The following is a 21,006-nucleotide window of genomic DNA, read 5'->3' as shown; positions in this document are numbered from 1 at the left end:
AACCTGCGGTCAGCCCAGGCGCACCGGCAGCGCCCGCTGGCCGTTGACGATGACCGACGGGGAGCGCTCCGGCGGCCCGTCCGGGTCGGCGAGCCGCAGACCGGGGAAGCGGGCGAAGAGTTCGCGCAGCGCGATGGTGGTCTCCAGCCGGGCGAGCGCCGAGCCCGGGCAGCTGTGCGGGCCGTGGCCGAAGGAGGTGTGCCGGGGGCGGCGGGAGATGTCGAAGCGGTCGGCGTCCGCGCCGTGCTGGCCGCGGTCGCGGCCCATGCCGCCGTAACTGATGACCACGCCCTCCCCCTCGCGGACGAGGGTTCCGGCGATGTCGATGTCCTCGGTGGCGAAGCGGAACAGGAAGTTCAGCGTCGGGGAGTCCAGCCGCAGGCTCTCCTCGACCACATCGTCCCAGCTGTAGCGGCCGGTGTGGACGAGTTCGAGCTGTGCGGGGTCGCCCAGCAGCGACCGTACGGCGTTCACGATCAGATGGACGCTGGTCTCGTGCCCTGCCGTGATCATGACCTGGATGGTGGCGATCAGCTCCTCGACGGCCTCCTCCGACGGCTCGTCGCCGAGTTCCGACAGCAGCGCGCTGGTGAGGTCGGCGCCGGGCTCGTCGCGCTTGAGCCGGACCAGTCGGGCGATGTAGTCGTACAGCCCCTGGAGGGTGGCGAGGACGGTCTCGGGGGCGGCCTTGTCGTCGAAGAAGCTGTCGTACAGCTCCCGCAGCGGCCGGTGCCATTCGGTCGGCATGCCGAACAGCTCGCCGACCACGGTGATGGGCAGCGGGAACGCGAAGGTGTCCTTGAGGTCCACCACCCCGCCCGAGCCCTCGGCCGCGGCGGCACGCTCCGTACGGTCGAGCAGCTCGCGGGTGATCTCCTCGACGCGGCCGCGGAGCGCCTCCACCCGCTGCGGGGTGAACTCCCGGGCGACCGGCCTGCGCAGCCGCCGGTGCTCGGCGCCGTCCGTGCTGACCAGGGAGGTCCCCAGGTCGACCAGGCCGATCAGCGGCCAGTCCGCGGGGATCTCACCGCGCTTCCAGGCACCCCACCGGTTGATGTCCTTCACGAAGCGGCTGTCGCGCATCACCTCGCGGGCGGGCGCGTCATGGGTGACGGCCCAGGCGGGCACCCCGCCGGGCAGCTCCACCCGGACCACGGGACCTGCGGCGTAGAGGAGTTCGCTCTCCTCCGCGGACGTACGGATCGTCGGGTCGAGCAGAACGGGGCGGTCGTCCTCTGTCAGTCCCAACCGAAGCCTCCGGTGTATGAGTGGGCGGGCGTATAGGTGACGGGCAGCGAGGTCAGACCGCGCAGCCAGGGCGAGGGGCGCCAGCGCAACTCGTCCGCGGGCACGGCCAGCTCCACGTCCGGCAGGTGCTCCAGCAGGGTCTCGACGGCGGTGTGGGCGACGACCTCGGCGATCCACTGCCCCGCGTACGGGCAGCGGTGTTCGCCGTGGCTGTACGACATATAGGCGTTGTGGCCCTCCGGCCCCGCCACCCCGCCCGCCTGCGGACGTATATAGGGGTCGGTGTTGGCCCCCGCGAGCCCGAGCAGCACCAGGTCCCCGGCCGGGATGCGGGTCGCGCCCAGGACGGTGTCCTGGGTGGTGAAGCGGCCCGCGAAGATCTGCACCGGGGTGTGGTCGCGCAGCACCTGGTGCATGGCCTGGCGGACCGAGCGGCGGCCGCCGCCCATGTCGGCGGCGTAGTCGTGGTCGGTGAGCAGCAGCCACAGGGTCATGCCGATCCAGTCCGTGCACGGCTGGTGTCCGGCGAGGGTGAGGACCATCAGGTCCTCGACCACCTCCTGGTCGGTGAGACCGGCGCCGTCGGCGAGCATCCGGGAGGTGGCGTCCGGGCCGGGGTCGGCGCGTTTACGGGCCACCAGCCGCTCCATGGTGCCGCGCACCTCGAGCTGCCCGCGCAGGGCGTCGGGGCCGCCGTCGACCATGTCGTTGATCGCCTTCACCAGCGCGACGCCCTCGGAGTCGGACAGGCCGAGGACGCGGCTGAGGGCGAGCACGGGCAGCGGATGGGCGTAGTCGGCGACCAGATCGGCCCGGCTGCCCTCGCTCAGCTTGTCGATCAGGCCCTGCGCGAACGACTGGGTGGCGTCCTGCATCTGATTGAGATCGACCGCTTCGAGGGCCGATCCGACCGCTCCGGCGCGCCTGCGGTGATCGTCGCCCTCCCGGTACAGCAGCGATCCGTTGTCCTCGACCATGGGACGCAGCGGCCAGTCCGGCGGGATCTGCGGCCACAGCTTCCAGCGGGCCGAACCGCGCCCGAACACCTTGGTGTTCTCGGTGACGCGCAGCAGTTCGCGGTAGCCGAGGACCAGCCAGGCGGGGACGCCGCCGGGGAGCAGCACGGGCGCGACCGGCCCGTAGGCGTTCCGCAGCTCCCGGTACACCTCGGCGGGCGTGTCCTGGAAGCGCGGGCCGAACAGCTCGACGGCGTCCCGGTGGGACGCGGGCTGCTCGATGGCGGGCGGCGCGGGGGCCGCGGGCTCTGGTTCGGTCGGGGCGCCGGATTCGGAGGGGGCGCCGGGGTCGGAGGGGACGCCGGGGGCGGAGGGGACGCCGGGGTCGCCGCGTAAACCCGGCCCGTCCGGTGCGCCGGGTTCGTCCAGTACGCCGGACGGGTCGGACGGGTCGGACGGTGAGGTCGGCTGGGTCACGAGGCGGCCTCCTGGGCGGCGGACAGGGTGTGCAGATGGTCGAGCAGCGCCACCAAGACGTCCTTGCCCGAGGTGTGGGAACGGGCGTCGCAGGCGACCAGCGGTATCCCGTCCGCGAGATCGAGCGCGCCGCGTATGCCGTCCAGGGTGTGGTCCGGACTGTCGTCGAAGCGGTTGTGGGCGACGACGAACGGCATCCCCTTGCGCTCCAGGTGGTCGATGACGGGGAACGAGTCCTCCAGCCGCCGCGTGTCCACCAGGACCACCGCGCCCCAGGCGCCCAGGAACAGGTTGTCCCACAGGAACCGGAAGCGGCTCTGCCCGGGGGCGCCGAACAGATACGTCACGATCCGCTCGGTGACGCTGATCCGGCCGAAGTCGAAGGCGACCGTGGTGGCCGACTTGCCCTCCACCCCGGCCACGTCGTCGACTCCCACGCCCTTCTCGGTCATCACGGCCTCGGTCGTCAGCGGGTCGATCTCGCTGACGGCCCGGACGAAGGTCGTCTTGCCGACGCCGAAGCCGCCGGAGATCACGATCTTCACCGCGTCACGGGCCGTATCGCTCAACGGGGCCTCGACGTCGCCCAAGGGCGCTTCGGCGCCGCCCAAGGGGGCCTGTGGCTCGGCGTCGGCCGTGTCAGAGATTTTTGAGTGCAACGAGAACCTCTCGGACCAGGCCGGTGTCGGGCAGCCGCGCCGGGGCGGCCGCCACGCCCCGCGGAGCGGACGGCCCGCCGCCACCGGCCCCGCTGCTGGGATGGCGGACCGAGATCCGGCCCTCGGCGAGCAGATCGGACAGCAGGATCGCGACGACGCCCACGGGCATGCGTAACCGCGCGGAGACCTCCACCAGCGCCATCGGATGGCGGCACAGCCTCAGGATCTGAACCGCCTCCGGGGCCATGCCCACAGCCGGTTCGGACTCGCTGACGACCAGTGACACCAGATCGAACTCCGTGTACGCGCGGCTACGTCCCCCCGTCGCGGCGAACAGCCGGTCCGGCTGTTCATGGACGTCCCAGCGCATCATGCCGTCGCGCCGCCCTCCTCCCCGGGCACGCGCTGCGGCGAGGTGATGTACGCGAGGAGGCCGTCGACCAGTACGGACATGCTGTTGCCGACGATCCCGGGGTCGGCGTCCTCCCGGGCGAGCACCGCGAGATGGGCGCCCTCGCCCGCCTCGACGGTCATCAGCAGTCCGCCGCCGACCGCGACCAGGGAGTGCTCCACGCTGCCGGTGCCGTCGCCGAACTTGGTCGACACCGTTCTGGCCAGGCTCTGGATCCCGGAGGCGATGGCGGCCAGCGTCTCCGCCTCCGACTGGGACAGGTCGGAGGAGTGGGTGATGACGAGTCCGTCGTTGGACACCGCGAGCGCGTGCCGCGCCCCCGGGGTCTTCGCCAGCAGGGCGTCGAGCTTCCAGTCGAGATCATGCGGGTTCATCAGGTCGTGCCTTCCGAGCGTGGTGTCGTGCGAGTGCGGTCCTGCTTGACGGCGGTGTGGAACGAACCGAACCGGTTCCCAGCCTCCGCGCGCTTCTTGCGTACGGGAGGTGGCGGCGCCGGGGGCTCGGCGCCCCGCTCGGTGCCGGTCTCGACCTGCTTGCGACGGCGCCTCGGCAGCCCCTCGGGGGTGAGCGAATGGGCCCCGGACCGCTCTTCGGATCGCTCCCCGGGCGACGGCGGTCTGCGGGAGGGAAGCGGCGGCGCGGTGGCGCGGCGGACCGTGGCGCGGCGTTCGGGAGTGGGCGAGACCGTGGCGTGGTGGCCCGGGGCGTCGTGGCCCGGGGCGTCGTGGCCCGGGGTGTGGTGGTCGGCTCGGGCCTCGGTGAGGAGCTGCTGCGGGATCAGTACCGTGACCGCCGTACCGCCGGTCGCGGACGCCTGATAGCTGACGCGCAGCCCGAACTTCCGGGCGATCATGCCCACCACCAGCAGACCCTGCCGGGTGCCGGACAGCTTCAGCATGCTGGACGGGTCGGCGGCGACCGCCTGCTGCGCCCGGGCGAGCATGTCGGGCTGCATGGCCAGGCCGCTGTCCGCGATCTCGACGGCGATCCCGCGCGGGACCTCCTGGACGTAGACGTTCACGGCGGTGGAGGGCGGCGAGAAGCTCACGGCGTTGTCGATCAACTCGGCGAGGAGCGTGATCACCTTCTCGGCCGCGGCGCCGACCACGGCCTGTTCGCTGGTGCAGCGGATCTCCACCCGCTCCAGCCCCTCGATGCGGGAGGTGGCGGCGCGCAGCACCCGCCAGATGACGATGGGCCTGGGCCAGTGCTTGCCCGACAGCGCGCCGGTGAGGACGGCGATGCGGTCGGCCATCCGGCCGGTCTGCGAGGTGGTGCTGTCGAGCTGGAAGAGGTCGTCGAGGGCGTCGGCCTCGTAGCGGTCCTGCATCTCCCGCAGCCGGGCGAGGTTTCCGGCGACCAGCGCCTGGAGGCGACCGGCGATGCTGCGGAACGCGGCCACCATCTCGGTGCGCTTCTGCCGCTCCCGGGACAGCTCGCCGCCCATGGTCTCCAGCAGGGCGCGCAGCGGCCCGGTGGCGGGCCGTTCGATCCCGGCCAGGGCCTGGTCCGCCGGGACCCGGCCGCGCAGTTGCTCGACGAGGGCGGGTAACGCGGTGCCGACGGTGTGGTCGAGCTCCCGCTCCGCGGCGGCGATCCGCCGCTCGGACGCGGCGGCCCGCTGCTCCGCGGAGGCGGCCCGCTGCTCGGACGTGGCGACCCGGGCCCTCAGCTCCCGGACCTCGGCTCGGGCACGTCTGAGGGCCGCGCCGCGGTGCGCCGCCGCCGCGACCGCGGCGCTCACCAGCGCCCCGGCCGCCACCGCGCACCCGGCCACCGCGGGTCTCGCCGCTTCGGGTGCGGCTGCCGCCGCCGTCCACCCGGCGATGCCGAGTACGGGGGCCGTCACCAGGAGGCCGAGGAGGGCCCGCTTGGCGGGGGAGTTCCACCGGCGGGCACGCGACCGCTCACGCTGATCGGGATGTATCGGAGTCATCGATTCCTCGCGGCCGGTGGGTCGAGCAGGCAACAGCCGCCGGGCGCCTGAAGAGTAAGTCCTCGGTAAAAGGCGGAAGTTAGGCGGTCAGTCTAGGCATCCGGCCGAGCGTTTGTTCAAGATTGATCATCGATTTTCTTCGCCGCCAGATGAGAATTCGGCCTGATCATTCATACGGGCCGCCCGGCACGGCCGGAAGACCGGAACGGCCGGGGCGCCCTCCCCGAGTACGCGGAAGGTGACGCGCAGCGGCATCCCGGCGCGCAGCCCGTCGGCGGGGTGGTCGACGATCCGGGTCATCATCCGCGGCCCCTCGGCGAGATCCACGACGGCGGCGGTGTACGGGACCTGGGCGCCGAAGGGCGGGAGGTCGTTGCGGTGCACCTCGGACCAGGTGTAGAGGGTGGCGGTGCCGCTCGCCTCCTCCCAGGCGACGTCCTCGCTCCAGCAGTGCGGGCAGAACTCGCGGGGGTAGTGGTGGGCCCGGCCGCACGAGGCACAGCGACGGATCAGCAGCCTGCCGCGGGCTGCGGCGTCCCAGTAGGGGCGGCTGAAGGGGTCGGGTTCGGGCAGGTCGAAGCGGGGCGCCGCGGGGGCGCCGGAGGTGTCGGGGCCGCTCATGCGCGTACTCCTTCCGACCGCCGTTTCTGACGGCACATCAGTTTCCGGTGCCGGGGCGGACGGGCACAAGGGGAGGATGGACGAGTACAAGGGGGCGGGCGGATGGGCACAAGGGGCGGGCGGACGGGCACGAGGGCACGGGTGGACCGACGCAAGGGGCGGGCGCCCGCCTCCGTGGCCGATCCGCAACCGATTCGGAATTCCTTTGACCGAAACCCGTCAAGCAGCCGGACTACGCTCCCCACCATGGCCGACAGTCTCCCCGCGAGATCCCCTTCACCCGTCTATGTGATCGGCGGCGGCCCGGGCGGGCTCGCCACCGCCGCCGCGCTGCGCGGACGCGGTATCCACGCCGTGGTCGTGGAGAAGTCCGACACGGTCGCCGCCTCCTGGCGCGGCCACTACGACCGGCTGCATCTGCACACCACGCGCCGCCTCTCCGCGCTGCCCGGCCTGCCGATGCCGCGCGCGTTCGGGCGCTGGGTCGCCCGGGACGACGTGGTGCGCTATCTGGAGCGGTACGCGGAGCACCACCGGCTGGAGATCGTCACGGGTGTGGAGGTGACCCGTATCGACCGGGCCGACGATGACACCGGCTGGGTACTGCGGGCCGGTGGCGGGCGGGAGCTGACCTCGCCGGTGGCCGTGGTCGCGACCGGCTACAACCACACGCCGCGGCTGCCGGACTGGCCGGGCCGGGACACCTTCACCGGCGAGCTGCTGCACGCCCACCGCTACCGCAACGCCCGGCCGTACGAGGGCCGGGACGTGCTGGTGGTCGGGGTCGGCAACACGGGCGCGGAGATCGCGGTCGACCTGGTCGAGGGCGGCGCGGCGCGGGTGCGGCTGGCGGTCCGTACCGCGCCGCACATCCTGCGCCGCTCGACGGCGGGCTGGCCCGCACAGCGCACCGGCATCCTGGTGCGGCGGCTGCCGCGGGGCGTGGTGGACCGGGCGGCGCGGCTGATGTGCCGACTGAGCATGCCGGACCTGACCGCGCAGGGGCTGCCGTGGCCGGAGGCCGGGCTCTACACCCGGGTGCGGCAGGGCGCGATCCCGGTACAGGACGTGGGGCTGGTCGACGCGGTGCGGACGGGGCGGGTGGAGGTGGTCGCCGCGGTCGAGTCGCTGGACCAGGACAAGGTGGTGCTGGCCGACGGCTCGCGCATCGGCCCCGAGGCGGTGATCGCGGCGACCGGTTACCGGCGCGGGCTGGAGGACCTGGTCGGACATCTGGGCGTGCTGGACGGCCGCGGGCATCCGCTCACCCACGGCAGGCGCACCCTGCCCACCGCACCGGGCCTGTACTTCACCGGCTATACGAACCCGATCAGCGGCATGCTGCGCGAGCTGGCCCTCGACGCGAGGAAGATCGCGTCGACGGTGTCCCGCACGACGGCTTGATTTCGCCGCCCGCGCGGCGGCGTGAGCACGCCGCCGGGCGGGCACCCTCTTGTTGCCGTCGCGCCGTACCGCCGGTAACGGCCGCGCCGTCACCCTGCGTGTTCTCCGTGCACCGAGCATTCCTGACAGCCCGTCAGCTCTGTAGCCTGACTACTCAGTAATGTGACTGGGCGTCAGTTACCTGGTTATTGGCCAACGAGCAGGAGTGGCGGATACCCAATGCTTGGATCGACTCACGGCACCCTCACCACCAACTCCCGTCACGCCCGCGCCGTCGCCTGCGGGCGGGCACCCGGCCCCGCCGTCCAGGTCCACCAGCGCGCCTCGGCCCTCGACGACGCCGAGGACCTGGACGTCAGCGGCCGCCCGCTGCACTCCGAGGTCCCCGACCTGGACCGCTTCTTCCGCCCCCGGTCGGTGGCCCTCATCGGCGCCTCCGACACCGAAGGCCGCCCCGGCACCGGCATCACCCGGCAGCTCCTCGCCTGGGCCGAACGCGTCGGCGCCCGGCTGCACCCCGTCCACCCCTCCCGTCCGGCCGTCTTCGGCCTCCCGTGCGTCCCGTCCGTCGCCGAACTGCCCGAACCCGTCGACCTCGCCGTCCTCCTCGTCCGCGACCCCCTCCCGGTCATCGAGGAACTGGGCCGGGCCAAGGTCAAGTTCGCCGTCGTCTTCGCCTCCGGCTTCGCCGAGACCGGCGACGAGGGCGCCGCCGCCCAGGCCCGGCTCGCCGCCGCGGCCCGCCGCGCCGGGCTGCGGCTGCTGGGCCCCAACACCAACCTGAACGCCTTCGAGGAGTTCCGCGACGACCTCGAAGGGCCCGCCATCGCCCTCATCACCCAGTCAGGCCACCAGGGACGCCCCCTCTACACCCTCCAGGAACTGGGCATCCGGCTCAGCCACTGGGCGCCCACCGGCAACGAGGCCGACCTGGAGAGCGCCGACTTCCTCTCGTACTTCGCCACCCGGCCCGAGGTCGGTGCCATCGCCCTGTACGCGGAGGGGCTCAAGGACGGCCGCGGCTTCCTCCTCGCCGCCGACCGGGCCGCCCGCGCCAAGGTGCCCGTCGTCGCCGTCAAGGTCGGCCGCACCGAGACCGGCGCCCGCACCGCCGCCTCCCACACCGGCAAGCTGACCGGCGCGGACGCGGTCGTGGACGCGGCCATGCGCCAGTTCGGCGTGATCCGGGTGAACGGCCTGGACGAACTCCAGGACACGGCCGCGCTGCTCGCCCGCGCCCGGCCCCCGCGCGCCGAGGGCGTCGTGGTGTATTCGATCTCCGGGGGCACCGGCGCCCACGTCGCCGACCTCGCCACCGCGGCCGGGCTCCCGATGCCCACCCTCTCCGCCGAGAAACAGGCCGAACTCCACCAGTGGATACCCGGCGACCTCCGCGTCGCCAACCCGGTCGACAACGGCGGTCACCCCGTCGGCGACTGGCGCGGCCCGAAGATCATCGACGCGATCCTCGCCGACCCGGCCGTGGGCGTGCTGATCTGTCCCATCACCGGCCCCTTCCCGCCGATGAGCGACAAGCTCGCACAAGACCTCGTCGACGCCGCGGAACGCACCGACAAACTCGTCTGCGTGGTGTGGGGCTCGCCCGTCGGCACCGAGGACGCCTACCGCACCACCCTGCTCGGCTCCTCCCGCGTGGCCACCTTCCGCACCGTCGGCAACTGCATCACCGCCGTCCGCGCCTATCTCGGCCACCACCGCTTCACCGCCTCCTACCGCTCCCCCTTCGACGACGCCCCGCGCACCCCCTCCCCGTCGATGCGCAAGGCGAACGGACTGCTGCGCCCCGGCCAGCGCTTGAGCGAACACGCCGCCAAGCAGCTGCTGCGCGCCTACGGCATCCGGGTGCCGCGCGAACAGCTCGTCACCAGCGCCGCCGCGGCCGTGCGCGCCGCCGGACTCGTCGGCTACCCCGTCGTCATGAAGGCGTCCGCGCCCCAGCTCGCCCACAAGACCGAACTCGGTCTGGTCCGGCTGGGCCTCACCTCCGCCAGCCAGGTCCGCGACACCTATCGCGAACTCACCGACATCGCCCGCTACGAAGGCGTCGAGCTGGACGGCGTCCTGGTGTGCCAGATGGTCGAGCGCGGCGTCGAAATGGTCGTCGGCGTCACCCACGACAGCCTCTTCGGGCCCACCGTGACCGTCGGCATCGGCGGCGTGCTCGTCGAGGTGCTGCGCGACACCGCCGTCCGCGTCCCCCCGTTCGGCGAGGACCAGGCCCGCGCCATGCTCGCCGAACTGCGCGGCCACGCCCTCCTCGATGGCGTCCGCGGCGCGCCGCCGTCCGATGTGGACGCCCTGGTCGAGGTCGTGCTGCGGGTGCAGCGCATGGCCCTGGAACTCGGCGACCAGCTCGCCGAACTCGACGTCAACCCCCTGATGGTGCTGCCCCGCGGCCAGGGCGCGGTGGCCCTCGACGCGCTGGCGATCTGCCGCTGAGCGCATGCAGCGCACGCGTCGCGCGCGGCGCGCGCCGCCCCGCGGTCGACACCGCGCCCACAGCCTGAGGAGCCTCCCCATGACGTCTCCCTCCCCCGAAGAAGTGCTCGACTCCGTTGTACGGCACGCCACTGACAACGGGGTCGCCTGGATCACCCTCGACCGCCCGTCCGCCCTCAACGCCCTCACCCCTGACCAGCGGGAACGCCTGATCCTCCGGCTCGATCAGGCCTCCGCAGACCCGGCCGTGCGGGCCGTCGTGCTCACCGCCACCGGCAAGGGCTTCTGCGCGGGCGCCGATCTGCGCGGCGCCCCGTCCGCTCCGGCCGAGCGCGTCGCCGGCGACGTCGCGCGGCTGATCCGCGGCGGGGCGCAGCGGCTCATCACCGCCGTACTCGACTGCGAGAAGCCCGTCATCGCCGCCGTCAACGGCACCGCCGCCGGGCTCGGCGCCCATCTCGCGCTCGCCTGCGATCTGGTCCTGGCCGCCGAATCGGCCACGTTCACCGAGGTCTTCGTACGCCGCGGCCTCGTCCCCGACGGCGGCGGCGCCTACCTCCTCCCCCGGCTGGTCGGCCCCCAGCGGGCGAAGGAGCTGCTGTTCTTCGGCGACGCGCTGCCCGCCGCCGAGGCCGAACGGCTCGGGCTGGTCAACCGCGTCGTACCGGACGGCGACCTGGCCAAGACCGCCCGCGCCTGGGCCGAACGCCTCGCCGCGGGCCCCACCCGCGCCCTCGCGGCCACCAAGGCGCTGGTCAACGCGTCGCTGGAGTCCGGCCGGGCGGCCGCCTTCGCCGCCGAGGCCGCCGCCCAGGAGACCAACATGACCACGGCCGATGCGCAGGAGGGCGTACGGGCCTTCGTCGAACGCCGCGCCCCGGTGTACCGGGGCCGCTGAACGGACCGCAGGACCGCGACAACCGCGAACAGGAGAGATACAGAACCATGATGGGACACGCCGGAATGGCCGCCACCGCCGTCCGCTATCTGCGCTCGGCCGGCTCGCCGACCACCGCCGGGCCACCGCCTCCGCCCAGCGCGCGCCGCGCGCTGCGCGCCGTACAGGAGGATGAGCGCCCGCCCCTGAGCCCGGCGGAGTTCCGCCGGGTCCTGGGCCACTTCGCGAGCGGCGTCACCGTGGTCGCGACCACCGACGAGGCGGGCCCGACCGGCTTCGCCTGCCAGTCGTTCACCTCGCTGTCGCTCGACCCGCCGCTGATCGCCTTCATGGTCGCCCGTACGTCCACGACCTGGCCGCGGATCGCCCGGAGCGGCGTCTTCTGCGTCAGCATCCTGGGCGCGGCCCAGGCCGAGCTGTGCCGGTCCTTCGCGATCAGCTCCGCCGACCGCCCGGACAAGTTCGCCGGTGTCCCGCACACCCCGTGCCCCGTCACCGGGTCCCCCCGCCTCACGGGAGCCGCGGCCTGGATCGACTGCACCGTTCACACGGTCCACACCGGCGGCGACCATCTGGTGGTGGTGGGCCGGGTGTGCGCGCTGGACACCGACGAACAGGCGGCGGCCGACGGCCCTCTCCTCTTCCACCGCGGCGCGTTCACACGCCTGGCACCGGGGCGGTAACGGCAGCGCGCCGGATCATCAGCGCCATCAGGGCCGCCACCGCGCACAGTCCGCCCGCCCCGTACCAGACCAGGTCGTAACTGCCGAACGCGTCCCGCGCCACCCCTCCGACGAACGCCACGAGTCCCGCGCCCACCTGGTGCGACGCCAGCACCCACCCGAACACGATGGCGCTGTCCTCCCCGTACCACTCCCGGCACAGCGCGATCGTCGGCGGCACCGTGGCCACCCAGTCGAGCCCGTAGAAGACGATGAAGAAGATCATCGGCGGGTGCACCGCGTCGTTCAGCAGCAGCGGCAGGACCATCAGGGACAGCCCGCGCAGCGCGTAGTACACGGCCAGCAGCCGCCGCGCGTCGAAGCGGTCGGTGAACCAGCCGGAGGCGACCGTCCCCACGATGTCGAAGACGCCGATCACCGCGAGCAGGCTCGCGGCCGCCGTCACCGGCATGCCGTGGTCGTGCGCGGCGGGCACGAAGTGGGTCTTGACCAGGCCGTTCGTCGAGGCGCCGCAGACCGCGAACGTCCCGGCGAGCAGCCAGAACGTACCGGTCCGCGAGGCCGACACGAGGGCCGTCACCGCGCGCCGGGCGGCGCCCCGCTGCGGGGCGGGCTTGGGGGCGGGCGGGCCGTCGGCCCCGTACGCGGTCAGCCCGACGTCGGACGGGTGGTCGCGCAGGAGCAGCACCACGCACGGCACGATGGCGAGGGCCGCGACCGTGACGGTCATGGCGGCGGGACGCCAGTCGTGCTGCCGCTCCACGAGCCAGGAGAGCAGCGGCAGGAAGACGAGCTGACCGGACGCGCCGCCCGCGGTGAGGACACCGGTGACCAGACCGCGCCGCGCGACGAACCACCGGTTGGTGACGGTCGCGGCGAACGCGAGCGCCATGGCCCCGCTGCCGAGGCCGACGAGCACGCCCCAGCACAGGATGAGCTGCCAGGGGGACGTCATGAAGACCGTGAGACCGCCGCCGAGGGCGATGACCGTCAGCGCGGCGGCGACGACCTGACGGACGCCGAAGCGGTCCATGAGGGCGGCGGCGAACGGCGCGGTGAGCCCGTACAGCGCGAGGTTGACGGACACGGCGAAGCCGATGGTGCCGCGCGACCAGCCGAACTCCTCATGGAGCGGGTCGACCAGCAGCCCGGGCAGGGAGGCGAATCCGGCCGCCATGGTGATCGTCATGAAGGTGACGGCGGCGACCAGCCACGCCCGGTGCGGACGGCGTATGCGGGCCCGGCGGGTCGGCTGCTCGCCCTGTCCGGGGGCGGGAGCCTGACGAGGTCTGATTGTCTGCGTCACTGGATCAGCATCGGGCGGCGGCTCCCCACGAACGAGTGGCCCGTGGGACAGCATTCGCTAGGATCGGGCCACGCCGCTGCGACGGGAGGCCCGACCATGCCCCAGCCCGAGACGACCGGGACGACGCCGCATCGCGTCGCCGTGCTCGCCCTGCCCGGTGTGATCCCCTTCGAACTGGGCATCCCCTACCGGATCTTCGGCATGGCCCGCTCGGCCGCCCGCCGTCGGCTGTACGAGGTGGTGACCTGCACCCCCGAGCCCGGACCTGTCCCCACCAACGCCGACTTCCCGATCATGGTCGAGCGGGGTCCGGAAGCCCTTGCCGAGGCGGACACCATCGTGGTGCCCGCCTCCTACCAACTCGGGCCGGTCTACGACGAGGGACGGCTGACCGCACCCCTCGCCGCCGCCCTCGCCCACGCCCGCCCGGGCGTCCGCTGGGTGTCCATCTGCACCGGCTCGTACGTGCTCGCCGCCGCCGGGCTGCTCGACGGCCGCCCCGCCACCACCCACTGGAGCAGCACCGACCACTTCCAGCGGCTCTTCCCGGCCATCGCGGTCGATCCGGATGTGCTGTTCGTGGACGACGGCGACGTCCTCACCTCCGCCGGAGTCGCCTCGGGCCTGGACCTGTGTCTGCACCTCGTACGACGCGACCACAGCACCGCCGTCGCCAACGAGGTCGCCCGGCAGAGCCTGGTGCCACCGCACCGCGACGGCGGCCAGGCCCAGTACATCCGCCGCCCGGTGCCCGAACCGCAGCAGGCCACCACCACCTCGGCCCGCGCCTGGGCGCTCGGCCGCCTCGACCGCCCCCTCACGCTGCGCGAGCTGGCCGCCCAGGAGGCGATGAGCGTCCGCACCTTCACCCGCCGCTTCCGCGAGGAGGTCGGCGTCAGCCCCGGCCAGTGGCTGACGCAGCAGCGGGTGGAACGGGCCAGGCATCTGCTGGAGGACACGGACCTGTCGGTGGACCAGGTGGCGCGGGACGCGGGCTTCGGCACGCCCGCGTCGATGCGGCAGCATCTCCAGGCCGCGCTCGGAGTCTCCCCCACCACATACCGGCGCACCTTCCGGGCCTCCGCGGGCGAGGGCGGGCCCGTCCGGAACGATCGGAGTGATCAGAACACTCAGAACGCGCGGAACGCTCGGAACGCTCAGAACGTGAGCACGGCCCGCGCCACCCGCCCGCCGCGGGCGTCGTCCACGGCCGTGGCGAATTCCTCCACCGGGTAGACGCGGGTGACGAGTTCGTCCAGCAGCAACCGGCCCTGCCGGTACAGCTCCGCGTACCGGGCGATGTCGCGCTGCGGGCGTGCGGAGCCGTAGCGGCAGCCGAGGATGGACTTGTCCAGGTAGAGGGTGGAGACCCGGAAGGCCGCCTCGGCGTCCGCGGGCGGAACCCCGAGCAGCACCGCCTGACCGTGCCGGTCGAGGAGGTCGACGGCCTGCCGGATGAGCCGGGTGGAGCCGACGCATTCGAAGGCGTGGTCGGCGCCGGTGGGCAGGATCTCCCGTACGGCGTCGGGCGTGGCTGCGAAGTGGGTGGCGCCGAAGCGCCGGGCCAGCGGCTCCTTGGCCGGGTTGTTGTCGACGGCGACGACGGTGGTCGCCCCGGCGAGCCGGGCCCCCTGGAGCACGTTGAGCCCGATGCCGCCGGTGCCGATGACGACGACCGACTCGCCGTGTTCCACCCGGGCCCGGTTGAGGACGGCGCCGACGCCGGTGAGGACGCCGCAGCCGATGAGGGCGGCGGAGGTGAGCGGGATCTCGTCCGGGATCTTCACCGCCTGGACGGCCGTGACCAGCGTGCGCTGCGCGAACGCCGAATTGGAGGCGAAGTTGAACAGCCGCTCGCCGTTCTCGCGGCGGAACGGGCGCCCCGGCCTGCCGATCGCGGCGCGGCACATGGTGGGGCGGCCGCGGTCGCAGTCGGCGCAAGCGCCGCAGTTGGCGAGGGTGGAGAGGGCGACGTGGTCGCCGGGGGCGACATGGGTGACGCCGGGTCCCACCGACTGGACCACGCCCGCGCCCTCGTGGCCGAGCACCACCGGCACGGGAAACGGAATGGTGCCGTCGATGACGGACAGATCGCTGTGGCACAGCCCGGCGGCGGCCACGGCCACCAGCACCTCCCCCGGGCCCGGGTCGCGTACCTCCAGGTCGTCGACCACCCGAGGCCCCTTGCCGTCGAGAACAACGCCTCTCATACCCGCTCTCCCCCACCTCTGGGGCCTTCAGGAGGCCCAGACCACCGACTGGAGTTCGCTGTACGCGTGCAGCCCGAACGAGCCGCCGTCGCGGCCGACACCGCTGTGCTTGAAGCCGCCGAACGGGGTCTCGGGGTGGCGCTGGACCGTGTTGATGCCGACGTTTCCGCTGCGCAGCCGGGCGGCCAGCGCCCAGGCGCGGCCCGCGTCGGCGCTGAAGACGTAGTCGTAGAGGCCGTACGAGGTGCCGTTGGCGATCCGCACCGCCTCGTCCTCGTCGTCGAAGGGCAGGGCCACGACGACCGGGCCGAACAGCTCCTCGCGGGCCACGGTCATGCCGGGTTCGGCGTCGGCGACGAGGGTCGGCGCGACGTAGAACCCGGGCGCGACGGGCGGGCGTTCACCGCCGGTGACGAGGCGGGCGCCCTGCTCACGGGCCCCGGCGAGGTACGCCTCGACCCGGTCGCGCTGGGCGGCGGAGATCAGCGGACCCACGATCGTGGAGTTATCCACAGGGTCCCCCACGGTCAGTGACTTTGCGTAATCTGTGAGTGCGGCGACCACCCGCTCGTACAGCGATCGATGGACGAGCACCCGAGTCGGCGCCGTGCAGATCTGCCCGCTGTGGAAGGAGAAGGTCGAACCGACCGCCCCGACCGCCGACGCGATCACTCGCTTGTCGGCGTCCCCAAGGACGATGGCCGCGCCCTTGCCCCCCAGTTCCATCAGGGTGCGCTTCATCGAGTGGCCTGCGGATTCGGCGATCTTCTTCCCCACGGCGGTGGATCCGGTGAAGCTGACCATGTCGACACCGGGGTGCGCGACGAGCGCCTCGCCCGCGGCCGCGCGCGAGCCGGTGACGACATTGAAGACACCGTCCGGGAGCCCGGCCTCGGTCAGCAGCGGGCCGAGCTCGAGACAGGCCAGCGGGTCCTGCGGGGCCGGTTTGGCGACGACCGTATTGCCCATGGCGAGCGCCGGGGCGACCTTGCCCGCGAGATTGGCGAGGGGAAAGTTGTAGGAGGTGATGCAGGCGACGACACCCACCGGACGGCGGACCGCCGCCGCGCCGATCAGCCCGCCGGGCGCCAGCGGGCTGGCGGCGACCGGCAGCGGGGCGAGCGGGACGGTGTCCGGTTCCATCGCGCCGCGCGCATAGCGGCGGAAGCGGTCGGCCGCGGGGGGCACTTGGAGGGCCGCGGTGACCCGCAGGGTCGCGCCGGTCTCGGCCTGGACGAGGGGCACCAGGTCGGGGGCGCGCTCGGCCAGCAGGTCGGCCGCGCGGTCGAGTACGGCGGCGCGCTCCCGGGGGGCGGTGCGCGACCAGCCGTCGTACGCGGCCCGCGCGGCCCGCACCGCGGCGTCGACATCGGCGTCGTCGGCCTCCGGCGCCCGGCCGACGGTCTCCTCGGTGGCCGGATTGACGACCGCGTAATGCCCGGCTCCGGGCGCCCGCCAGGAGCCGCCGATCCAGTGCCCGTACGTCTTCATCTGGCCTCCTTGGGGAGGTTGAGTACGCGCTCGGCGATGATGTTGCGCTGGATCTCGTCCGAGCCGCCGTAGATGGTGTCGGCGCGGGAGAAGAGGAACAGGCGCTGGGCGGCGTCGAGTTCATACGGCCGGCCCTCGGTCCAGCGCACCGGGCCGAGCGCGGCCGCGGCGCCCCGCACCTGCACGGCCAGCTCGCCCAGCCGCCGATGCCAGCCGCCCCACAGCAGCTTGGCCACACTGGGCGCCCCGGCGTCGTGCGGAGCGGACCGATGGGGAGCGGAGGCGGAGGAGGTGGGAGGGGAGGGGGTGGGGGTGGGGCCCCCGGAGGCCGGGGTCCCGGCGGCGCCCAGCGTGCGCAGGGCGTTCCAGCGCATGACCTTCAGCTCGGCCCACTGCTGGATCAGCTGGTCGCGCAGTACGGGTTCGCGTGCGGCGCCGGTCTCCAGGGCCTGTCGTATGACGCGGTCGAGTTCCTGGGCGAAGCCGATCTGCTGGACCAGGGTGGAGACGCCGCGTTCCACGGCGAGCAGGCTCATGGCCACGCTCCAGCCCCGGCCCGGGCCGCCGACGAGGTGGTCGGGGTGGGCGAGGGCCCCGTCGAAGAACACCTCGTTGAACTCCGCGGTGCCGGTGAGCTGCCGGATCGGCCGGACCTCGATGCGTCCCGGCTGGTCCATCGGCACCAGTAGGAAGGACAGCCCGTGGTGGCGTTGTGTTCCCTCCTCGGTGCGGGCCAGGACGAAGCACCAGTCGGCTTCGCGGGCGTGGGAGGTCCAGATCTTCTGGCCGGTGACGCGGTACGTTCCGTCGCCCGGGTCGCGGACGGCGCGGGTGCGCACTCCGGCGAGATCCGATCCCGCGTCGGGTTCGCTGTAGCCCTGGCACCACAGTTCCTCACCGCGGGCGATGAGGGGCAGGAAGCGGGAGCGCTGGGCGGGGTCGCCGTGTTCGAGCAGGGTGGGGGCGAGGAGGTTCTCGCCGATGTGGCCGAGCCGGGCGGGGGCTCCGGCGCGGGCGTATTCCTCGGCCCAGACGACCTGTTGGGTGAGGGTGGCGGCCCGGTTTCCGTAGGTCCCGTGGGTCCGGTCCCAGCCGAGCCCGATCCAGCCGCCGCCGCCCAGTTCGCGTTCCCAGGCGCGCTGTGCCGCGGTGTTCGCGGGTTCGGTGGAGCGGCCGGGCGGATGCGCGTCGAGCCAGGCGCGTGCCTCGTCGCGGAAGCGTTCGTCCCCGGGCCCGAAGGCGAAGTCCACGGCTTCTCCCCTTACGCGTTGGGGCGCTGCTGGGCGGCGGCGGCCTGGGCCATGGCTTCGAGCTGGGCCAGCAGCGGCATGGGGTCGGTGCCGACCGTGCCGGGCAAGAAGTCGGCGATCTTCTCCGGGGTCCAGGCGCCCTCGGCGTATCCGGCGCGCAGTTCCCTCGGCTGGGCCCAGACCGCGATCTTGGGGCCCGCGATCGTGTAGACCTGCCCGGTGATCTTCTCCTCGCGGGCGCGTTCGCTCAGCAGGTAGACGACCAGGGCCGCGACGTCCTCCGGTTCGCCGATCTCCTTCAGTTCCATCGGCACGTTGGCGGACATGCGGGTGCGGGCGACCGGGGCGACGCAGTTCGCGGTGACGCCGTATTTGTGCAGGCCGAGCGCCGCGCTGCGGACCAGCGAGATGATGCCGCCCTTGGCCGAGGCGTAGTTGGCCTGCGCGACGCTGCCCTGGTGGTTGCCGCTGGTGAAGCCGATCAGGGTGCCGGAGCGCTGCCGCCGCATCACCGCGGACGCGGCGCGGAAGACGGTGAAGGTGCCCTTGAGGTGGGTGGCGACGACCGGGTCCCACTCCTGCTCGGTCATGTTGAAGAGCATCCGTTCGCGCAGGATTCCGGCCACGCACACCACGCCGTCGAGCCGTCCGAACCGTTCGACGGCGGTGTCCACGATCCGTTGGCCCCCGGCCATGGTGGAGACGTCGTCGGCGACCGCGACCGCCTCTCCGCCCGCCGCCACGATCTCCTTGACCGCCGCTTCGGCGATCTCGCTGGTGGGTGCGCCGCCCTCGATCGAGACGCCGTAGTCGTTCACGACGACCTTCGCGCCCTCGGCCGCGCAGGCGAGGGCCACGGCTCGTCCGATGCCGCGCCCGGCCCCGGTGACGGCGACCACCTTGCCGTCCAAGAAGTTGCCCACGTCGCGTCCCCTCCCGCAGTTTCTGACGGACCGTTAGATTTTTGAGCAGACCCGCCCCGAGTACAAGCCCTGGAACGGAACCGACCGAAGGAGGCGCCATGTCGCTGCCGCCCGAGTTCCACGACATCGCCAAACGCGTCAACAACTGGGGACGCTGGGGCGCCGACGACGAGATCGGCACGCTCAACCTGATCACCGACGGCGTGGTCCGAGACGCCGCCGCGGCGGTGCGCACCGGCCGCCGCGTCCCGCTCGCGGTTCCGCTGCGGCAGGACGGCATCCAGACCGGGATGGTCCCGGGAAGGGTCAACCCGCTGCACACCATGGTCGCCGTGAACGCCGAGATGTTCGGCCCGGGCACGGTCGCCACCAGCGACGACGCCGTGACGATGGGGCTTCAGGCCGGTACCCACTGGGACGCGCTGGCCCATGTCTCGCACTCCGGCAGGCTCTACAACGGCCGCCCCGCCGCGTCCGTCACCGCCCAGGGCCGCGCGGCCTTCAGCGGCATCGACACGGCGCGGCACATCGTCTCGCGCGGGGTGCTGCTCGACGTCGCGCGCGCCCGGGGCGCGGACCGGCTTCCCGAGGGGCATCCAGTCACCCCCGAAGACCTCGCCGCCGCCGAGGAACTGGCTCAGGTCCCGGTCCGGCCCGGCGACATCGTGCTCGTACGGACCGGGCAGATCCAGCGGTATCTCGCGGGCGAGAGGGAGGCGTACGCGTTTCCGTCGCCGGGCCTGTCGCTGCGCACGCCCGAGTGGTTCCACGCCCGCGACGTGGCCGCGGTCGCCAACGACACGCTCACCTTCGAGATCTTCCCACCGGAGATCGAGAACCTGTGGCTGCCCGTCCACGCCCTCGACCTGGTCGAGATGGGCATGATGCAGGGCCAGAACTGGAATCTGGAGGAGCTGTCGGCGGCCTGCGCCGAGGAGGGGCGCTACGCCTTTCTGCTGTCGGCCACGCCGGAGCCCTTCAGCGGCGGGACCGGTGCCCCGGTCGCGCCCGTGGCGATCCTCTGACACCGGAAACCAGAAGGACGCCGGCGTGACCAGGCACGCTCGCGCCGCGGCAGACGAGCGGGCGCGAGGGGACGGGCGGGACGGGTCTATCGGGCGGCGGTGCGCTCATGCACACCCCGAGCACGGCATCGCGCACCGCCACCCGGCTCCGGCGCCGAGCCCTGATCAGGCACCGGGCCGCGACCCGCACTCGCCAAGGTACGGTCCCGTGAACACACGGTTCACTGGGACCACATGGACCTCGGCGTCCCCTCGCGACGAATCGCTGATCCTAGAGTGATCACTCGGCCACGTCACGTCAACACCTGGTCTGGACTTTGTGGGGTCCGCCCCAGATGCGATGGCGCACGGGAGGCGCCATGGCCCGTCAGAAGAGGCTTCTCACGCGCCCCGTGATCGCCGCGCTCGACGCGCTCCGCGCCGTCCGCGCACTCCTCGCGCCGACCGCGGTCGATTTCGCACCAGATGCGCTTGCCCGCGCCCTCGGGCTGCCAGCCCCAGCGGTCCGCGAGCCCGTCGACCAGCTCCAGCCCGCGGCCGTTGGTGGCCTCCTCATGGGCGCGGCGCTGACGCGGTGCGCGGGCGCTGGCGTCCGCGACCTCGACCCGGACCGTGCCCAGCTCGGGCCCCTTGTCCGTGGACGGCTCCGCGGCACCATCGCCGCCGGCGGCGCCGCTCTGCGCGGGGAAGCGCATGCGCAGCACGGCGGGACAGCCGGTGTGCACCACGGCGTTGGTGACCAGCTCGGAGATGAGCAGAATCAATGTCTCGGCGAGCGGCTCGTCGGCCCCGATACCGGACCCGGCGAGCCGCGAACGCGCCCACCGACGGGCACGGCTCACCTCCGCGGGGTCGGGTCGGACCTCCATCTGCATCTGAAGCACCTGCACCGCTCACACCATCCGAACCGGCGGACACATCGCCTCATACCTCCAAGAGGTCCTCGAAGAGGTCACGGAACGTGACTCTCCCCCAGCTGCCGCTGGGAGGTACCCCCTTGAGAGAGAGCATGGTTGACGTACAGTCACCCCAACAAGCGCTTCGGTC

General features: G+C 73.0%; 19 protein-coding genes. 6 read left to right on the top strand and 13 right to left on the bottom strand.

Features of this window, described 5'->3' with window-relative positions; all coding sequences use genetic code 11:
* Nucleotides 1-9: 9 nt before the first annotated feature.
* The 7 genes from HYQ63_RS25380 to HYQ63_RS25350 all read right to left on the bottom strand — a co-directional run bounded on the left by HYQ63_RS25380 (nt 10) and on the right by HYQ63_RS25350 (nt 6,309).
* Nucleotides 10-1,248: a cytochrome P450 gene (locus HYQ63_RS25380; RefSeq protein WP_218929580.1), complete on the bottom strand. Its 1,239-nt coding sequence runs from the start codon at nt 1,246-1,248 to the stop codon at nt 10-12.
* The gene (locus HYQ63_RS25375; RefSeq protein WP_257232089.1) at nt 1,239-2,681 is read right to left on the bottom strand and encodes a cytochrome P450; all 1,443 of its coding nucleotides are present in this window, start codon (nt 2,679-2,681) and stop codon (nt 1,239-1,241) included. The genes HYQ63_RS25380 and HYQ63_RS25375 overlap by 10 nt, the downstream gene beginning before the upstream one ends.
* On the bottom strand, nt 2,678-3,271 hold the full coding sequence (locus tag HYQ63_RS25370) for an ATP/GTP-binding protein (RefSeq protein ID WP_257232088.1): 594 nt from the start codon (nt 3,269-3,271) through the stop codon (nt 2,678-2,680). Before HYQ63_RS25370 ends, HYQ63_RS25375 begins: the two co-directional genes overlap by 4 nt.
* A gap of 49 nt (nt 3,272-3,320) precedes the next feature.
* Nucleotides 3,321-3,713 (bottom strand): DUF742 domain-containing protein, encoded by a 393-nt coding sequence (locus tag HYQ63_RS25365; protein ID WP_218929579.1) that lies wholly within the window; start codon nt 3,711-3,713, stop codon nt 3,321-3,323.
* Nucleotides 3,710-4,126: a roadblock/LC7 domain-containing protein gene (locus HYQ63_RS25360; RefSeq protein WP_106516416.1), complete on the bottom strand. Its 417-nt coding sequence runs from the start codon at nt 4,124-4,126 to the stop codon at nt 3,710-3,712. Before HYQ63_RS25360 ends, HYQ63_RS25365 begins: the two co-directional genes overlap by 4 nt.
* Nucleotides 4,126-5,688: an ATP-binding protein gene (locus HYQ63_RS25355; RefSeq protein ID WP_179936145.1), complete on the bottom strand. Its 1,563-nt coding sequence runs from the start codon at nt 5,686-5,688 to the stop codon at nt 4,126-4,128. Before HYQ63_RS25355 ends, HYQ63_RS25360 begins: the two co-directional genes overlap by 1 nt.
* 126 nt (nt 5,689-5,814) lie before the next feature.
* Nucleotides 5,815-6,309 carry a Zn-ribbon domain-containing OB-fold protein gene (locus tag HYQ63_RS25350; RefSeq protein ID WP_179936143.1) on the bottom strand — a complete coding sequence of 165 codons (495 nt, stop codon included), beginning with the start codon at nt 6,307-6,309 and terminating at the stop codon, nt 5,815-5,817.
* A 246-nt stretch (nt 6,310-6,555) separates the two neighbouring features.
* Between HYQ63_RS25350 and HYQ63_RS25345 the strand changes: the two genes are divergently transcribed.
* From HYQ63_RS25345 to HYQ63_RS25330, 4 genes are all read left to right on the top strand, one after another.
* Nucleotides 6,556-7,713, top strand: a complete 1,158-nt coding sequence (locus HYQ63_RS25345) for an NAD(P)/FAD-dependent oxidoreductase (protein WP_179936141.1) — start codon at nt 6,556-6,558, stop codon at nt 7,711-7,713.
* A 219-nt stretch (nt 7,714-7,932) separates the two neighbouring features.
* Nucleotides 7,933-10,173 (top strand): acetate--CoA ligase family protein, encoded by a 2,241-nt coding sequence (locus HYQ63_RS25340; protein WP_179936139.1) that lies wholly within the window; start codon nt 7,933-7,935, stop codon nt 10,171-10,173.
* Between the two features lie 79 nt (nt 10,174-10,252).
* Complete coding sequence (locus tag HYQ63_RS25335; protein ID WP_179936137.1) at nt 10,253-11,071, top strand: enoyl-CoA hydratase/isomerase family protein; 819 nt, start codon at nt 10,253-10,255, stop codon at nt 11,069-11,071.
* A 47-nt stretch (nt 11,072-11,118) separates the two neighbouring features.
* Nucleotides 11,119-11,754, top strand: a complete 636-nt coding sequence (locus HYQ63_RS25330) for a flavin reductase family protein (RefSeq protein WP_257232087.1) — start codon at nt 11,119-11,121, stop codon at nt 11,752-11,754.
* Here HYQ63_RS25330 and HYQ63_RS25325 read toward each other — a convergent pair.
* Entirely contained in the window at nt 11,729-13,114 is a 1,386-nt protein-coding gene (locus tag HYQ63_RS25325) for an MFS transporter (protein ID WP_179936135.1), read from the bottom strand. The two genes, HYQ63_RS25330 and HYQ63_RS25325, sit on opposite strands and share 26 nt — an antisense overlap.
* Before the next feature lie 42 nt (nt 13,115-13,156).
* Here HYQ63_RS25325 and HYQ63_RS25320 point away from each other — a divergent pair, with 42 nt between their 5' ends.
* Nucleotides 13,157-14,296 carry a GlxA family transcriptional regulator gene (locus HYQ63_RS25320; protein ID WP_179936133.1) on the top strand — a complete coding sequence of 380 codons (1,140 nt, stop codon included), beginning with the start codon at nt 13,157-13,159 and terminating at the stop codon, nt 14,294-14,296.
* Here the strand turns inward: HYQ63_RS25320 and HYQ63_RS25315 are convergent.
* The 4 genes from HYQ63_RS25315 to HYQ63_RS25300 are packed head-to-tail and all read right to left on the bottom strand — an operon-like array spanning nt 14,218 to nt 18,934.
* Nucleotides 14,218-15,270, bottom strand: a complete 1,053-nt coding sequence (locus HYQ63_RS25315) for a Zn-dependent alcohol dehydrogenase (RefSeq protein WP_179936131.1) — start codon at nt 15,268-15,270, stop codon at nt 14,218-14,220. The genes HYQ63_RS25320 and HYQ63_RS25315 overlap by 79 nt on opposite strands.
* A 27-nt stretch (nt 15,271-15,297) precedes the next feature.
* Nucleotides 15,298-16,761, bottom strand: coding sequence for an aldehyde dehydrogenase (locus HYQ63_RS25310; RefSeq protein ID WP_179936129.1), 1,464 nt, complete (start codon nt 16,759-16,761; stop codon nt 15,298-15,300).
* Nucleotides 16,758-18,011: an acyl-CoA dehydrogenase family protein gene (locus tag HYQ63_RS25305; RefSeq protein ID WP_179936127.1), complete on the bottom strand. Its 1,254-nt coding sequence runs from the start codon at nt 18,009-18,011 to the stop codon at nt 16,758-16,760. Before HYQ63_RS25305 ends, HYQ63_RS25310 begins: the two co-directional genes overlap by 4 nt.
* A gap of 11 nt (nt 18,012-18,022) precedes the next feature.
* A complete protein-coding gene (locus HYQ63_RS25300) occupies nt 18,023-18,934 on the bottom strand; it encodes an SDR family oxidoreductase (protein WP_179936125.1) in 912 nt (303 codons plus the stop codon).
* A 98-nt stretch (nt 18,935-19,032) separates the two neighbouring features.
* Here HYQ63_RS25300 and HYQ63_RS25295 point away from each other — a divergent pair, with 98 nt between their 5' ends.
* Nucleotides 19,033-19,959, top strand: coding sequence for a cyclase family protein (locus HYQ63_RS25295; RefSeq protein WP_179936123.1), 927 nt, complete (start codon nt 19,033-19,035; stop codon nt 19,957-19,959).
* 293 nt (nt 19,960-20,252) lie between these two features.
* On the opposite strand, the gene HYQ63_RS25290 is transcribed toward HYQ63_RS25295, so the two are convergent.
* On the bottom strand, nt 20,253-20,849 hold the full coding sequence (locus tag HYQ63_RS25290) for an ATP-binding protein (protein WP_179936121.1): 597 nt from the start codon (nt 20,847-20,849) through the stop codon (nt 20,253-20,255).
* Between the last annotated feature and the right edge of the window lie 157 nt (nt 20,850-21,006).

This window comes from Streptomyces sp. Rer75, assembly GCF_013414305.1.
Taxonomy (GTDB): Bacteria; Actinomycetota; Actinomycetes; order Streptomycetales; family Streptomycetaceae; genus Streptomyces; species Streptomyces himastatinicus.
This window is presented reverse-complemented; position numbering and strand designations above follow the sequence as displayed.

Coding starts and splice junctions, on each gene's coding strand:
- HYQ63_RS25340 (WP_179936139.1), top strand. CDS start 7,933: ATGCTTGGATCGACTCACGGCACCCTCACCACCAACTCCCGTCACGCC.
- HYQ63_RS25355 (WP_179936145.1), bottom strand. CDS start 5,688: ATGACTCCGATACATCCCGATCAGCGTGAGCGGTCGCGTGCCCGCCGG.
- HYQ63_RS25360 (WP_106516416.1), bottom strand. CDS start 4,126: ATGAACCCGCATGATCTCGACTGGAAGCTCGACGCCCTGCTGGCGAAG.
- HYQ63_RS25365 (WP_218929579.1), bottom strand. CDS start 3,713: ATGATGCGCTGGGACGTCCATGAACAGCCGGACCGGCTGTTCGCCGCG.
- HYQ63_RS25345 (WP_179936141.1), top strand. CDS start 6,556: ATGGCCGACAGTCTCCCCGCGAGATCCCCTTCACCCGTCTATGTGATC.
- HYQ63_RS25325 (WP_179936135.1), bottom strand. CDS start 13,114: ATGCTGTCCCACGGGCCACTCGTTCGTGGGGAGCCGCCGCCCGATGCT.
- HYQ63_RS25330 (WP_257232087.1), top strand. CDS start 11,119: ATGATGGGACACGCCGGAATGGCCGCCACCGCCGTCCGCTATCTGCGC.
- HYQ63_RS25335 (WP_179936137.1), top strand. CDS start 10,253: ATGACGTCTCCCTCCCCCGAAGAAGTGCTCGACTCCGTTGTACGGCAC.
- HYQ63_RS25350 (WP_179936143.1), bottom strand. CDS start 6,309: ATGAGCGGCCCCGACACCTCCGGCGCCCCCGCGGCGCCCCGCTTCGAC.
- HYQ63_RS25315 (WP_179936131.1), bottom strand. CDS start 15,270: ATGAGAGGCGTTGTTCTCGACGGCAAGGGGCCTCGGGTGGTCGACGAC.
- HYQ63_RS25310 (WP_179936129.1), bottom strand. CDS start 16,761: ATGAAGACGTACGGGCACTGGATCGGCGGCTCCTGGCGGGCGCCCGGA.
- HYQ63_RS25295 (WP_179936123.1), top strand. CDS start 19,033: ATGTCGCTGCCGCCCGAGTTCCACGACATCGCCAAACGCGTCAACAAC.
- HYQ63_RS25320 (WP_179936133.1), top strand. CDS start 13,157: ATGCCCCAGCCCGAGACGACCGGGACGACGCCGCATCGCGTCGCCGTG.